Source organism: Lysinibacillus sp. 10T31, assembly GCF_056394365.1.
Genome location: NZ_JBFTHS010000036.1, coordinates 1 through 13,579, shown reverse-complemented (window position 1 = coordinate 13,579; position 13,579 = coordinate 1). Strand labels below are relative to the sequence as shown.

Here is a 13,579-nt window from a genome sequence, read left to right as displayed (position 1 = left end):
TTTAGTAATGTACATTTTTTCAAATACTTATCTTTAACATTACTGAGTTGAACTGCTACTATGAACAGCGCTTTTTTTCCCTAGTATCATCGTATAGTAGCTATGTAACAGCATGCCCACAATAATGACACCTAGGCCTGCGAGTGCAATTGGATTTGGGAATGCGATACCGAGCAATAATACTTCACCAATAATGACAAAGAGTATTTCGGTCGATTGTGTTGCTTCAACTGCCGCAAGCTTGCCTTGGTGATCGCGAACACGGTCCGTTGCAATGAAAAATAAAGTTGTGGCGATGACACCAGAGCTTATACCTACAAGCAATGATTGTGTCACTTGGTTGATGGAAGGAAGCCCAACCGTTGCTAATGCATAGATAGCTAGAATAATCCATGCAGGCATCGAGGCGATGGTCATTCCGAGAACTCGTTGATATGTATCGATGCGTCCGTCACAGATTTCCATCATTTTGCGATTACCAAGAGGGTAAGCAAATGCAGCGATGGCAACAGGTAAAATGCCAAGCATTAAACTTTTAAATGGAACAGATTGTGCCTGTGGTATTTGAATAAGTAAAATGCCGACCAAGATGACACATGAAATTAGAAATGAAATAAGCGGTATTTTTTGACGTACTGTTTTCCCAGCTACTACTGAAACAAATAGGGGAGCTAATAATACGCCAGCGACAATTGTAAATTGCCATGTTCCGGAAACGAGCCACCCTGGGCCGAATGCTGCTGCAAATGTCAGTGGTGCATAGAACAATACGAATCCTATAAAGCTCCAAAGCAGCCAGGCTACAGGCTGTGCTTTCATTTCACCTGATAGTTGGGTAAAACCTTTTCGATAGAAGACAATCACAAGTAAAAACGGTAGCATGAAGAAATAGCGCAAAGATGCACTCCACAGCCAGCTACCACCTTGCATTTCCATTGCATGATTTAATATAAATGTAACAGCGAAAAAAAGTGAGGCTAAAATGCCTAATGCAATTTCTTTCAATAAATTCACCTCATTTCATGTAATTTGAAAATTCAGTCATTATTTCCAGGAAAATTACGAAGAAGGGGGTAAACCCTTCTTCGCAATTATTTTCCTTGTTGTTCAAAGAGCTGTACGATTTCGATAATTACTTGTGTAGCTTTCTCCATCGTTTCTCCAGATACATATTCGAATTTACCATGCATATTTTCGCCACCTGCAAAAATATTTGGTGTTGGTAAGCCCATGTAAGATAGCTGTGAACCATCAGTACCGCCACGGATCGGTAGTGTAATTGGTGTAATATCTAACTTTTCCATTGCTGTGCGTGCAATGTCAACGATTTCTTTTACAGGCTCAATTTTTTCGCCCATATTATAGTATTGATCTTCCATAGTAATGCTTAAAGCATGCTCACCATATTGGGCTTTAATTTTTGCCGCAGCATCAAGCATTAATTGTTTTTTCGCCTCGAACTTTTGACGGTCATGGTCACGGACGATATAAGAAAGCTCAGTATGCTCGATTGCGCCGTTAAAGCCCATTAAGTGAATAAAGCCCTCATAGCCATCTGTTTTTTCTGGTACTTCATCAGTAGGCATTTCATTTTGGAAGGCGATCGCCATTGTGATGGCATTGACCATTTTATTTTTCGCAGAACCAGGGTGTACACTCGTTCCTTTTGTCACAACTTTTGCGCCTGCTGCATTAAAGCTTTCATATTGTAGCTCGCCAAGTGGTCCGCCATCCATCGTATAAGCATAGTCAGCTCCAAATGCAGCCACATCAAATTTATGAGGACCGCGGCCAATTTCTTCGTCAGGTGTAAACGCTACACGCAATTTACCATGTTTAATAGAAGGAGTGTTTACTAGGTATTCCATAGCCGTCATAATTTCTGCGATACCAGCTTTATCGTCAGCGCCCAATAATGTAGTACCATCCGTTGTAATTAACGTTTGACCTACATAATTTTTAAGTTCAGGAAAATCTGTTGGCGTCATCGCTAGATTTTCATTTAGCTGAATAGCTCCACCATCATAGTTGTCAATGCGCTGTGGATTAACGTTTGTGCCAGTAAAATCTGTTGTAGTGTCCACATGTGCTAAGAAACCAATAGTAGGCACTTTTTTATCTGTATTTGCTTCGAGTGTCGCAAATAAATATCCATTTTCATCTAATGTAATGTCAGTTAAGCCTATTGCAGCAAGTTCATCTTTTAGTACATGCAATAAATCAAATTGTTTTTGTGTTGAAGGAGTTGTTTCGCTTGTGAAATCAGATTGTGTATCAATTTTTGCATAACGAATTAAACGCTCAATTACTTGTTCTTTCATAAGTATGGCCTCCTAATGTGTATGTTTAACTTCTTTCAGCCTCCGGCGGATGTCACGTAATCGGGCTTTGTGCAAGCATAAAACCAATTACGGATACAATTATGCCTCGGCACAATTGATATTATTGTAACACTTTACTTCGGATTTCGGAATATTGAGAAATACTTAAGGCAATGAGTATTTGGGCACTGTAATATGTCAACATAATAAACTCATGTGAAAATGGTAAAGGCATAACGAATTTATCAACAGCTAAATAGGAATCTGATGAAATAAATAGCAGAGCGCCAATCGTCGCAAATGTAGAACCTGTACGAATCGCAGTCCAACCCATCGTTAATATGACCGAAATATAGGCAATTACCGCAATACCAAGCACGACTTCTCCTGATGAAAACACTGTACCTGCAATCCACACACCCATACTTGCACCGTAAACGAGTAAGAGAATCTTCGCCCAAGTAGGTACTTGTCGTTCATTAGTAGAAGAAAAGGCGAAGATATAAAAAATATGCCCGATTAAGAAGCTTGTTAACCCAATTAGAAACCACTGAAGTGTATAATCGCCGACCATACAAAACACAAGTCCAATGACAATCAGTAGTTGATACTTTTTAATACCTAAATTTTTTTGTGTAGCAGCTAAGATAATAATTAGAAGCATTGGAATGACTTTAAAGATAAGTATCAAGTTTTCTGGGATATGGGACAGGAAAAAAATATAATAAAAACCAAACAAAATAATCAATGCTAATAAAATAATTTTTTTAGACAAAATTCTCATCTCCTTTTCTTTGAAATTCTTTATCTATGATAGAATTTCCTTTATTTCTATTGTAAAGGAAATGCACAAAGGATACCCATTCATCTTATGTATGAAACTTTTTTGGTATGTAGCCGTAAATAAGTGGACAGTAAGGTTAGAAAGGGTGAACAAAATGACTAAGCTATTAATAGCTTCGGCAGTTATTGGACTAATTGCGAGTGTTTTATTAACACCGATTATAACGAAAAAACGAGAGGATGGTGGATCTAAAAAGGTAATTGGATACTTTTTTATCGGTGTATTTGTACTAGGATTTTTAGCTACTGGTATAACAGTATATGTGACAAAAATGGATGTAAACTGGCTTGCTTTTTGGCCCGCTATTATTCTATTAACATTAGGCGGTGCGCTTCTTGCAAGTGGTATTGAAAGAAAAATAAAGGGTGTTTTATTTTTAGCTAGTTTAGGTGTTGCAGTGTATGTATTATCAGCTCCTTTATGGAATGCTAATGAAAAATTTAAATCAGCTGAAATGAAGGAAGAGGTTGAAATTAAACCATTCGATGAAACACAAACACCAGCTAGTGTTCCTCCTAAATTTGCGCGAAATAAGATGAAAAAAGCGTTCGGACAAGTACCGAATACGAGTTATTATGAGCTAGGGCGCTTACAAATTCAAAAAGTGAAAGGTGAGTATGTTTATATAGCACCAGTTGAGTTCTCGGGTTTCTTTAAATGGATGAACGGCGATACGACTCCTGGTTACTTTATAATGAGTGCAACGGATTCAGCGGACAATCCTAAATTTGTTAAGCAGGAAATGAAGTATGTTCCTTCTGCTTATTTAAATTCAAATTTAGAGCGTCATATACGTTTACAACATCCATTCCTTGTTTTTTGTGGAGATGTACAACTTGAAATAGATGATGAGGGTAAACCATACTACATCCGTTCATATGGTGAATTTGTTTCAGCACGTAATGGCTTCGATGTAAAAGGGATCGTGCTTGTAGATGCGCTAACAGGAAAATCAGAAGTTATTAAGCTTGAGGATGTCCCAGAATTTATTGATGGAGCGGTTTCTCCAGAGACAGTAAGCTTACAAAATAGTTATTTCGGTAATTATGTACATGGATTTTGGAACAGTAAGTTTGGTAAGAAAGATGTAAAACTTCCTTCCGATGAGGGAACAGAGGCAAATGTTAGCCCAATTTTTGACGAGAAGGGCGATATGTATTATTTCACAGACTTTACGAGCCCTAAAGAGGGTGTCGACTCAATGCTCGGCTATTCCTTAACAAATGCTCGAACAGGTCAAGCAACTTATTATACTGGAAATCAAGAAGCTTCTTATATGGATTCACAAGGTAACTTGCAAATTATCGAGAAGAAATTTATAGAGAAAAAATGGTCTGGAGAAATGCCGGTATTGTATAACTTTTACGGTGAGGCTAGCTGGTTGACTGCGGTACTCGACTCAAATGGTTTCTTACAAAATTATTTCATCGTATCTGCGGCAAATCCTGAAATTTCCGTATATGCGACAACGCCTAAAGAGGCATTAAAATTATACAAAACAGCCTTAAGTCGCGGTGGGGCTACAGTCGAAGGAAGCTCACATGCGGAAGAGAAAAATGCAAGTGGAAAGGTGCTTCGCGTTTACAAGGAACGTCTCGGGGACTATACAGTTGTATCATTTTTACTAAATAACGGTGAAAACTATTTGGTAAGCTCAGAAACAGAACCGCTTGCAATTTATTTGCAAGAAGGTGATGATGTCATTCTCACTTATGGTGATACAGGAGAGCAGTTCTTACCAGTGCGAAAACTGATTATTAAAGGATTACAATAATGTAGCTTTCGCTAAATAAAAAAAGACGATCTCGTAGTACTATGCTACGAAGATCGTCTCTTTTTATATTGGTTGAGATTTTATATAGTGAAGCATCTTTTCTTGGTGATTAGTAAAAAGCGCTTTTGCATGATCGTTTAACGCAAATATTTCATGAATGTACCCTTGCAGTAAATTATGTTCATATTCAAAATGATAAGAATCTTCGTTTTCTAATATATGCGCGTATAAAAGTGCATGTAACACAACGACCTCTAGATTTTGTGTATTTGTAATAAATTTTAAGTTGAGGATAGTAGTGTGTGAAACGAATTGATTAACATAATCAATAGCATTTTGATAAACAGCTAAGTCAATATGTGGTTCAAGTCGTTTTCTTAATAATGTACACTCATTATTTAAGTCTTGAATTTTTAAAAATAAACCTCTTACACTTCGCTTATGTTGTTGTTCTAAGGTACGAGCAAGATGTTTATTGACATAGGACATATATAAATAACTCCTTTTCACATAACGGTCATCTATTAGTATTAATGTAATTGTTTAAAAAGGAAAGAGTCTTTTTGTTTAATTTATACCTAAATTTAACATATCATGCTGGTCAAAAATACTAGGTGTAGAGTGAGGGCGAATGTAGAAGATGAAAAAAGTGGAGTTACTATCATACGATAGTAACTCCACATAGCTTGTTGATAAAGTTATTTCCAATTGAAACCTTTTTTTGCTAAAAATTCATTGATATGAGGACGGCGTTGTTCAATTAAAAAATCAGCCATTTGCTTTGTCCAGTTATCAATTTTCCGATTGGATGAGCGAGTATTGTAGTATGCTTCCATTGTGTCGTTATAAGCTGGTAAAAGCTCCTCGTATTTGTCAGCATTGTATTCATTTTCATGTAATACTGCTGCAACCGGTAAACGAGGTTTTACTTCATTGCGACGAGTAGGGACCCCAATAGTTAAGCCGAATAATGGGAAAACATGGTCAGGCAGATTGAATAATTCGCTGATTTCTTCTGGCTTATTACGCACTCCACCAATATAACAAATTCCATATCCCATAGATTCTGCAGCAACGACAAAGTTTTGAGCGAATAATGATACATCAGCTACTCCAACAAGTACATTTTCTGCCGAATCAGCTACAATATCTACGCCTTCTAATTTACCTGCTGATTGCAGACGCTTGAAGTCTACACAGAAGACAAAGGCGCCGCCAGAAGTTTCGTATTGACGAGGATTACCAGAGAGCAATCCTAATTTTTCTTTTTTCTCCGCATCTGTTACCCATATCACACTATAAGCTTGTACAAAATGTGATGTAGCAGCCATTTGTGCAGTAGCAATTAATTCTTCAATAATTTCCTTTGAAATTGGATTTCCATCATAAATACGAACCGAAGAGTGGTTTCGTAATAATTCTTTAACCATCAATAAAATCTCCTTTTCCCCTTTATATATATCAAGAGCATATCACGCTTTTTCTTCAAAATCGAATTTTTCCGATATTGAAGTTATTTTCAGATAATTTGCGAATGCATTAAATATCTCGTAAAATTAAATATTTTGTTAGTTATAGATTAAAAATTCTAAATAGTTTAAAATTATGTATGGGCGGTTTATTTGGTTGGATTTCTAATAATTGGATGACTATACCAGGAGATTAAACCGAGTAATTTAGTTAAATAAAATAAAGTGGGATGGAGGAATAAGGAATGGCAGAAAAGTTGGCGAAAAAGCTTCGTAATGAACAGCTACGGAGCAAGGTTGTAACAGCAGAAGAAGCAGCATCATGGATTAAGGATGGTATGGTACTTGGGATGAGCGGTTTTACACGTGCTGGTGATGTTAAAGTGGTGCCCCTTGCACTTGTGGAGAAAGCTAAAAAAGAGAGCTTCAAAGTAGATGTATATACAGGTGCATCACTTGGCCCAGAAGTTGATCAATACTTAGCAGAAGCTGGCGTTATTCGTAAACGTGGACCTTTCCAAGCGGATGCCGGTATTCGTAATAAAATCAACAGTGGCGAAATTACATTCGTTGATGCGCATTTATCACATAATGCGGAGCTAGTACGTCAAGGGATTATTGGTCCTATTGATTTTGCGATTATTGAAGCGGCTGCTGTTACAGAAGACGGCTTATTAATTCCTACAACTTCAGTTGGTAACTCCCCAATTTTTGTGCAAGAAGCAGACCAAATCATCATTGAGTTGAACGTAGCTCAGCTTGATGCATTAGAGGGTGTCCATGATATTTTTGTACCAGGACCACAGGGGAAACGTGATCCAATTCCATTACAAAATGTATCCGATCGACTTGGAACAATTGGTATACCACTAGATTTAGATAAAGTAAAAGGCATAGTGATTTCAGATATTTTAGATGCGCCATCAACGATCGTTCCTGCAGATGAAGAGACAGATATTATGGCCAATCATTTATTAAACTTCCTACGTGAAGAAATTAAAGTAGGTCGTTTAACAACAAGCTTAAGGCCAATTCAATCAGGTGTAGGCTCAGTAGCAAATGCCGTTTTATTAGGCTTTAAAGATTCTGAGTTTGAGAACTTAGAAGTATATTCAGAAGTACTGCAAGATGCAGTATTCGAATTAATTGATGCAGGGAAGGTAAACTTTGCATCTGCTACTTCTATTACCCTTTCCGAGGAAGTAGGAAACCAAGTTTATGGTAATTTCGAAAAATATGCAGATAAACTAGTATTACGTCCGCAAGAAATTTCTAACCAACCAGAAATTATTCGCCGACTCGGATTAATTTCTGTTAATACAGCACTGGAAGTGGATATTTACGGAAATGTAAATTCTACGCATGTTTCTGGCACAAAAATGATGAATGGAATCGGCGGCTCCGGAGACTTTGCGCGTAATGCACGATTAGGTATTTTCGTCACAAAATCTTACGCGAAAGGCGGAAATATTTCTAGTATCGTCCCAATGGTTTCGCATGTAGACCATACAGAACATGATGTAGACGTAATCGTCACAGAGCAGGGAGTAGCAGACTTACGTGGACTTGCTCCAAAAGAACGAGTTGGGCTCATTATCGATCATTGTGCACATCCGGAATACCGTGAGCAATTATGGAAGTATTTTAACGATGCCAATGAAGCAACAGGTGGACACCATACACCACACAATTTAGAAAAAGCGCTCTCATGGCACGTGAATTACGCAAAAAATGGTACGATGAAGAACCCTGCTTTATCGAAATAACAAATTAAAAGCCTTGAAGGACAGTTGACTTGTTCCTTCAAGGCTTCTTGTTGTTTTAATAACGGCTTTTTCTGGCTCATCATCAAAAGTTGTGGATGACATTTATAAAAACATATGTCATGTATATTAGTTGATTGGAGCGAGCAGCGCGAGTGAAGCGGCTCATCGGACGCCCCCCAGGAAGCTTTGCTCTGTGCGAAAGCGAAGCGACAGCAACAAATGTTTTATCTGTGCGAAAGCGTAGCGACAGCAACAAATGTTTTATCTGTGCGAAAGCGAAGCGACAGCAACAACAAATGTTTTCTGTAGCGAAAGCAAAGCGGCAGCTACAAATGTTTTATCTGCGCGAAAGCGAAGCGTCAGCGGCAAATGTTTTATCTGCGCGAAAGCGAAGCGGCAGCGGCAAATGTTTTATCTGTGCGAAAGCGAAGCGACAGCAACAAAGCGCCCAGCCGGAACGGAAATCAACCACGCGTTATGGTGATGATCCCTTATCTTTACAATAATCCGATCCATTTCCAATACGTTGCGGAAAATAGAAGAACTAGGATGTATCCAAAAATCGTTAATGGAATACCAGATTTTAAGAAATCTTTTGTTGTAAAGGCTCCTGTACCATACGCAAGCATATTTTGCGGTGCACTAATAGGTAAGAGGAAGCCAAAGCTAATAACGAATTGTTGTACGATAACGAAACCAACCTGATCGACATTAGTCGTTAATGTTGAGGCTAAAACGATAAATACAGGTATAAGCGCAGATGCTAAGCTTGTTGCACTCGCAAAGCCTAAATGAATAAGAATATTAAATAAAGTAACAATCGCAATTGTTGCAAGAATTGGCATAGAATCTAAACCAAGTGAACCGAATACTTTATCAGATAACCACGACGCACCTTTTGTATTAAGCAAGACCGTGCCTAGCATAATTCCTACAGCGAAGACGATAATTGTCCCCCAAGGAATATGTGGTTCAACTTGCTTCCATGAATAGACTCCGATTTTTGGCATTAATAAAATGGCAATAGCAACGATTGTGACGGTTGTCGTATCGAATGGGTGAAGTTTGCCCTCAGTAGCCCAGAAAAATAGTAAAATTGCCGATGTTATGATTAATCGAATTTCGGGAGCTTTTAATGGACCAAGTTCCGCAAGCTGTTTTTTTATTACGTCTCTACCACCTTCAATATTACTTGTTTCAGGCTTAATTAGTGTAATCATAATGAAAAATAGAGCGACTGACATGATGATTGAGAAGGGAGCAGCATAAAGTAACCAAGCACCCCAAGAAATATCCACACCAAACTGTTCTTTGATGAAGTTTAAAGCGACCATATTTTGAGCTGCTGCCGTCTTTATACCGATATTCCAAATAGAGACAGCTTGCACAGAGGTAATGACAAGAAGAGCAGCAAGTCGACTATCACGTGGTAAACCAAATGCTGCTACCATTCCAAGTAGTATTGGCACAACTGCGCCTGCACGTGCAGTAGCAGAGGGGACAAAGAATGCGAGTGCAATAGATACTAAAATAGCACCGAATACAATGGCTTTGGTTTTTGTTCCTACGAGTGAAAGGATCCATAGCGCAAGTCGTTTATGTAAATTGGTAATCTGCATGGCTGCCGCTAGGAAAAGTGCTGCGGCTACTAGTGCTACTGCTGAATTACTAAATCCACTTAATGCTAATTTTAATGCATCCGAAGTTCCTAGCACTCTCGTTGGATCTTCCATTGATGGAGCTAACCCTAGTAAGATTGTAACGAGAGCAATAATCATAGCAGAGCTAACGGGATAGGATACTGCTTCTGTAACCCAAAGGATAACCGCAAAAGCTAAAATAGCTAAAGCACGTTGGCCGGCTACAGGTAAATCGCCGTTGTTAGGTAAAAAAGTAATGATGATTAATGAAGCGAAGGCTAATCCAATCCAGAGTGGTTTCAAATTACGTTTCGGTTTTGCTTGTACAGAAGTAGACATACATTTTCATCCTTTCTTAAACATGACTGTAATTTTCCCATCGGCTAGTAAAATGCTTTATTAAGAAAGTTAATTTGTCTATTTATTGTAAAAAAACTAGTATGTGAAATACCCTCTATTTATAGCGATAATGGGCAGTTGCGAGAAAATATATGGCCATAGAAAAGACAAAAATATCCAAAAGATATTATTTTTTCTTTTTGAATGCTGAAGTCACTTTAGGCTCAGTTCCCATCATCAACCGCTTAATATTTTCGATATGCAAAATGATTGCTATACCAAAAAGTGATAGGGCTATAATCGTTGGGACTGTTCCAGGAATCCATAAATATGTGGCTGTACAGAAAACGAGATAAAATTCAAGTACACCGATAATTAAATAATTTGTCACGAAAGATAAAATAACAAATAAAATGAGTGCGAATAAGCCAATTTTCCAATCAATCGCAAGTAATATTCCTATGATTGAAGCAGTTCCTTTACCGCCATTGAAGCCCATATAAAATGGGAAATTATGACCTAGAATGACACCGGCAGCTACAATATAGATGAAGAGCCAAACTTGTACTTCTGTTAATTGTGTGATATCTGCTAAATAAACATGTACACCGATTATAGCTGCAACGCCTTTGCCGATATCGATCAGTGCAACTAATATGCCGTATTTCCAGCCAAGGGAAAGTGTTGCATTAGAGGCACCTGCATTGCCATGACCAGTCTTTTTTAAATCTACTCCGGATAAAAACTGAGCAACTTTAGAGCCGTGAATACAGCCAATCAAATAACCAACAAGAAGAAAAATGATAATGGCTTTTATCATAAAAATCCTCCTTTCAAAATAAAATAGGCTCATCATTAAAAGTTAGGAATGATGTTTGTTATAACATATGCCATGAAGCTGATTGGAGTGGAGACTGGGCGACTCCTTGGGGGATTAGCGATAGAGGAACGAAGGCTAAAACCATCACGTCCTGTGATAACGCCTTCGTGACCAACATCGTGTTGTTGCTGCTGCTGCTTCGCTTTCGCGCAAAAAACATTTGCTGCTGCCGCTTCGCTTTCGCGCAAAAAACATTTGCTGCTGCCACTTCGCTTTCGCGCAAAAAACATCTGTTGGCCCGAGCGAGCACCGCGAGTGAAGCGGCTTATCGGACGCCCCCAAGAAAGCGCCCAGTCGGAACGGAAATCAACCCCACATTTTGGTGATAAAACAATTAAATACCTAAAATAGTGTATGCGTTCGTATTACGTAAAAAAGCAGACAGAAGTTTCGGAAAAAATAAAATTTTAGTGTTGACAGAGAAAAAGTCTATGTTTATACTGTGTAACAACGATGGAAATTGAATCTCATATACTCTTATCAAGAGCGGCGGAGGGATAGGCCCTATGATGCCCGGCAACCAGTAAGTGATGAACTTGCTAAGGTGCTAATTCCTACAGATTCTTATTGGATCTGGCAGATAAGGGGAGGAAAACTTGCAACCGCAACCCTCTTCTTAGCTGAAGAGGGTTTTTGTTTTCTACTGAAAAATCCTCCTCATCTCCGGTACCATCGTAAAAAAATAACCATTTGGAGGTATACAATGACAAAATTTAAACCAGAAACATTACTGTTACACGGTGGCCAAGAGCCAGACCCGGTAACAGGGTCACGAACAGTACCGGTATATCGCTCAACGGCGTTCGTTTTTAAAGACACTGCTCATGCGCAACGTCTTTTTGCCTTAGAGGAAGCCGGCAATATTTACACACGAATTACAAACCCAACTGTAGATGTTTTTGAAAAACGCGTCGCTTTATTAGAAGGCGGTACAGCAGCAGTAGCACTTTCATCTGGTGCAGCAGCTATCGCATTTTCCATTTTAAATCTTGCAGGGGCAGGTGATGAAATTGTTGCAGGTAGCTCTTTATACGGAGGCACTTATAATTTATTCGCCAACACACTACCAAACTACGGTATTAAAACGATTTTTGTAGACGAAACAAATCCAGAAAATATCCGAGCTGCTATTACTGATAAAACAAAGGCAGTGTTCGCTGAAGTTTACGGTAACCCAAGTTTAAAGGTACTAGATATTGAAGCAGTAGCAAATATAGCACATGAAAACGGCTTGCCATTAATTATTGATAGCACATTTGCTTCACCATATGGCTCTACACCAATTGACTACGGTGCAGATATCGTTGTTCATTCCGCAACAAAATGGATTGGTGGTCATGGAACAACTTTAGGTGGTGTTGTAGTAGATGCAGGGAAGTTCGATTGGACTCGTGGACGTTTCCCGGGCTTTACTGAGCCAGATGCTTCTTATCACGGTTTGCGTTATGGTATTGACACAGCAGATGCAGCATTTGCCACAAAACTGCGTGTGCAATTACTACGTGACTTTGGTCCAACATTAAGTGCAGATGCAGCATTTAATTTATTACAAGGTTTAGAAACGCTTCATTTACGTATCCCTAAACACAATGAAAATGCATTAGCGGTAGCTGAATATTTACGAAACCACCCATCTGTGGAATATGTAAATTACAACGGCTTAGAAGATTTCCCTACCCATAATTTAGCTAAAAAATATTTGAAAAATGGCTTCGGTTCAGTGCTTACATTTGGTATTAAAGGTGGACGTGAAGCAGGGCGTAAATTAATTGATAGTGTGAAATTATTCTCGCACGTAGCAAATGTAGGGGATGCCAAATCATTAATTATTCATCCAGCATCTACTACACATCAGCAACTGTCAGCTGAGGAGCTAATCCAAACTGGCGTAACCGAGTCGCTCATTCGCTTATCCATCGGTTTAGAGGCAGTAGAGGACATTATTGCAGATTTAGAACAAGCAATTGAACAAGTAACAGCTTCACAACAAGAAGTAGAAGCTTAATAAATAAAATACATTGGCTAATGTTGTAGCGTTTACGTATTTTCTCATTCGATAGGCCTCATTCGGTAATGCGTCAAACGTTGCTACATCATCCGCTCACCTCATTTGGTGAGAGTAATGAAATAGTTTAAAATTAATACCAAGTAATTTTATAAGTATTATTGACTTAATTAATTCCTTGTTTTATACTAGGAAATAAGAAAAGTGTTCGAAAGGCTACCGACCTAGAACCAATTTAATTAAGTTTTCATAAGTGCTCCCCCACTTTTGAAATATATGAAGAAGAGTAGTTACTCAGCCAGTAGCTACTCTTATCTACAAAACTGATGATAAAGGAGTGTTTTAAATGGGAAATGTGTATAGTGCGCAAAACATTGCATCTTATCTTATTTATGGTTCTATAATATTTGTTGGGGTATTCACACAATTCCACGCATAAAAAAAGCACAGATTCACCGATTTATATATACTTGAATTGTCGAGAAACAAGTAATAGAAAGGTGAACTGTGCAAATGAATTTTAACATGAATATCCCAGGAT

Annotated in this window: 12 protein-coding genes and 1 riboswitch; of the genes, 4 read left to right on the top strand and 8 right to left on the bottom strand. The window is 38.3% G+C overall.

The window, feature by feature from the left end; translation table 11 throughout:
- Window positions 1–39: 39 nt before the first annotated feature.
- The 3 genes from AC1DCY_RS19010 to AC1DCY_RS19000 all read right to left on the bottom strand — a co-directional run bounded on the left by AC1DCY_RS19010 (window position 40) and on the right by AC1DCY_RS19000 (window position 3,096).
- Complete coding sequence (locus tag AC1DCY_RS19010; RefSeq protein WP_477352706.1) at window positions 40–1,005, bottom strand: DMT family transporter; 966 nt, start codon at window positions 1,003–1,005, stop codon at window positions 40–42.
- Between the two features lie 86 nt (window positions 1,006–1,091).
- Window positions 1,092–2,321 carry a peptidase T gene (gene pepT, locus AC1DCY_RS19005; RefSeq protein ID WP_477352704.1) on the bottom strand — a complete coding sequence of 410 codons (1,230 nt, stop codon included), beginning with the start codon at window positions 2,319–2,321 and terminating at the stop codon, window positions 1,092–1,094.
- A 121-nt stretch (window positions 2,322–2,442) separates the two neighbouring features.
- Complete coding sequence (locus AC1DCY_RS19000; RefSeq protein WP_477352702.1) at window positions 2,443–3,096, bottom strand: lysoplasmalogenase; 654 nt, start codon at window positions 3,094–3,096, stop codon at window positions 2,443–2,445.
- A gap of 163 nt (window positions 3,097–3,259) precedes the next feature.
- On the opposite strand from AC1DCY_RS19000, the gene AC1DCY_RS18995 reads away from it, so the two are divergent.
- Window positions 3,260–4,939: a hypothetical protein gene (locus AC1DCY_RS18995; RefSeq protein ID WP_477352700.1), complete on the top strand. Its 1,680-nt coding sequence runs from the start codon at window positions 3,260–3,262 to the stop codon at window positions 4,937–4,939.
- A 63-nt stretch (window positions 4,940–5,002) separates the two neighbouring features.
- Here AC1DCY_RS18995 and AC1DCY_RS18990 read toward each other — a convergent pair whose 3' ends face one another.
- Together AC1DCY_RS18990 and chrR are read right to left on the bottom strand one after the other, a co-directional pair.
- The gene (locus AC1DCY_RS18990; RefSeq protein WP_477352699.1) at window positions 5,003–5,428 is read right to left on the bottom strand and encodes a hypothetical protein; all 426 of its coding nucleotides are present in this window, start codon (window positions 5,426–5,428) and stop codon (window positions 5,003–5,005) included.
- 209 nt (window positions 5,429–5,637) lie between these two features.
- Entirely contained in the window at window positions 5,638–6,369 is a 732-nt protein-coding gene (gene chrR, locus AC1DCY_RS18985; protein WP_477352697.1) for a class II chromate reductase ChrR, read from the bottom strand.
- Between the two features lie 284 nt (window positions 6,370–6,653).
- Between chrR and AC1DCY_RS18980 the strand changes: the two genes are divergently transcribed.
- Both AC1DCY_RS18980 and AC1DCY_RS18975 read left to right on the top strand, forming a co-directional pair.
- Window positions 6,654–8,174, top strand: a complete 1,521-nt coding sequence (locus AC1DCY_RS18980) for a succinate CoA transferase (RefSeq protein ID WP_477352695.1) — start codon at window positions 6,654–6,656, stop codon at window positions 8,172–8,174.
- A gap of 134 nt (window positions 8,175–8,308) precedes the next feature.
- Window positions 8,309–8,680 (top strand): hypothetical protein, encoded by a 372-nt coding sequence (locus AC1DCY_RS18975; RefSeq protein WP_477352693.1) that lies wholly within the window; start codon window positions 8,309–8,311, stop codon window positions 8,678–8,680.
- On the opposite strand, the gene AC1DCY_RS18970 is transcribed toward AC1DCY_RS18975, so the two are convergent.
- From AC1DCY_RS18970 to AC1DCY_RS18960, 3 genes are all read right to left on the bottom strand, one after another.
- Complete coding sequence (locus AC1DCY_RS18970; protein ID WP_477352691.1) at window positions 8,672–10,153, bottom strand: DASS family sodium-coupled anion symporter; 1,482 nt, start codon at window positions 10,151–10,153, stop codon at window positions 8,672–8,674. The genes AC1DCY_RS18975 and AC1DCY_RS18970 overlap by 9 nt on opposite strands.
- A 187-nt stretch (window positions 10,154–10,340) precedes the next feature.
- Window positions 10,341–10,973 (bottom strand): glycerol-3-phosphate acyltransferase, encoded by a 633-nt coding sequence (locus AC1DCY_RS18965; RefSeq protein ID WP_477352689.1) that lies wholly within the window; start codon window positions 10,971–10,973, stop codon window positions 10,341–10,343.
- Window positions 10,974–11,008: 35 nt separating this feature from the next.
- Entirely contained in the window at window positions 11,009–11,263 is a 255-nt protein-coding gene (locus AC1DCY_RS18960) for a hypothetical protein (RefSeq protein ID WP_477352687.1), read from the bottom strand.
- A gap of 244 nt (window positions 11,264–11,507) precedes the next feature.
- Window positions 11,508–11,620, top strand: a riboswitch (SAM riboswitch).
- Window positions 11,621–11,736: 116 nt separating this feature from the next.
- Here AC1DCY_RS18960 and AC1DCY_RS18955 point away from each other — a divergent pair.
- A complete protein-coding gene (locus AC1DCY_RS18955) occupies window positions 11,737–13,038 on the top strand; it encodes an O-acetylhomoserine aminocarboxypropyltransferase/cysteine synthase family protein (protein WP_477352686.1) in 1,302 nt (433 codons plus the stop codon).
- Window positions 13,039–13,579: the final 541 nt, after the last annotated feature.

What these genes read in the sequence shown, in the direction of transcription:
- pepT (WP_477352704.1), bottom strand. Translation starts at nt 2,321, where the DNA reads ATGAAAGAACAAGTAATTGAGCGTTTAATTCGTTATGCAAAAATTGAT.
- AC1DCY_RS18995 (WP_477352700.1), top strand. Translation starts at nt 3,260, where the DNA reads ATGACTAAGCTATTAATAGCTTCGGCAGTTATTGGACTAATTGCGAGT.
- AC1DCY_RS18990 (WP_477352699.1), bottom strand. Translation starts at nt 5,428, where the DNA reads ATGTCCTATGTCAATAAACATCTTGCTCGTACCTTAGAACAACAACAT.
- chrR (WP_477352697.1), bottom strand. Translation starts at nt 6,369, where the DNA reads ATGGTTAAAGAATTATTACGAAACCACTCTTCGGTTCGTATTTATGAT.
- AC1DCY_RS18980 (WP_477352695.1), top strand. Translation starts at nt 6,654, where the DNA reads ATGGCAGAAAAGTTGGCGAAAAAGCTTCGTAATGAACAGCTACGGAGC.
- AC1DCY_RS18970 (WP_477352691.1), bottom strand. Translation starts at nt 10,153, where the DNA reads ATGTCTACTTCTGTACAAGCAAAACCGAAACGTAATTTGAAACCACTC.
- AC1DCY_RS18965 (WP_477352689.1), bottom strand. Translation starts at nt 10,973, where the DNA reads ATGATAAAAGCCATTATCATTTTTCTTCTTGTTGGTTATTTGATTGGC.
- AC1DCY_RS18960 (WP_477352687.1), bottom strand. Translation starts at nt 11,263, where the DNA reads ATGTTTTTTGCGCGAAAGCGAAGTGGCAGCAGCAAATGTTTTTTGCGC.
- AC1DCY_RS18955 (WP_477352686.1), top strand. Translation starts at nt 11,737, where the DNA reads ATGACAAAATTTAAACCAGAAACATTACTGTTACACGGTGGCCAAGAG.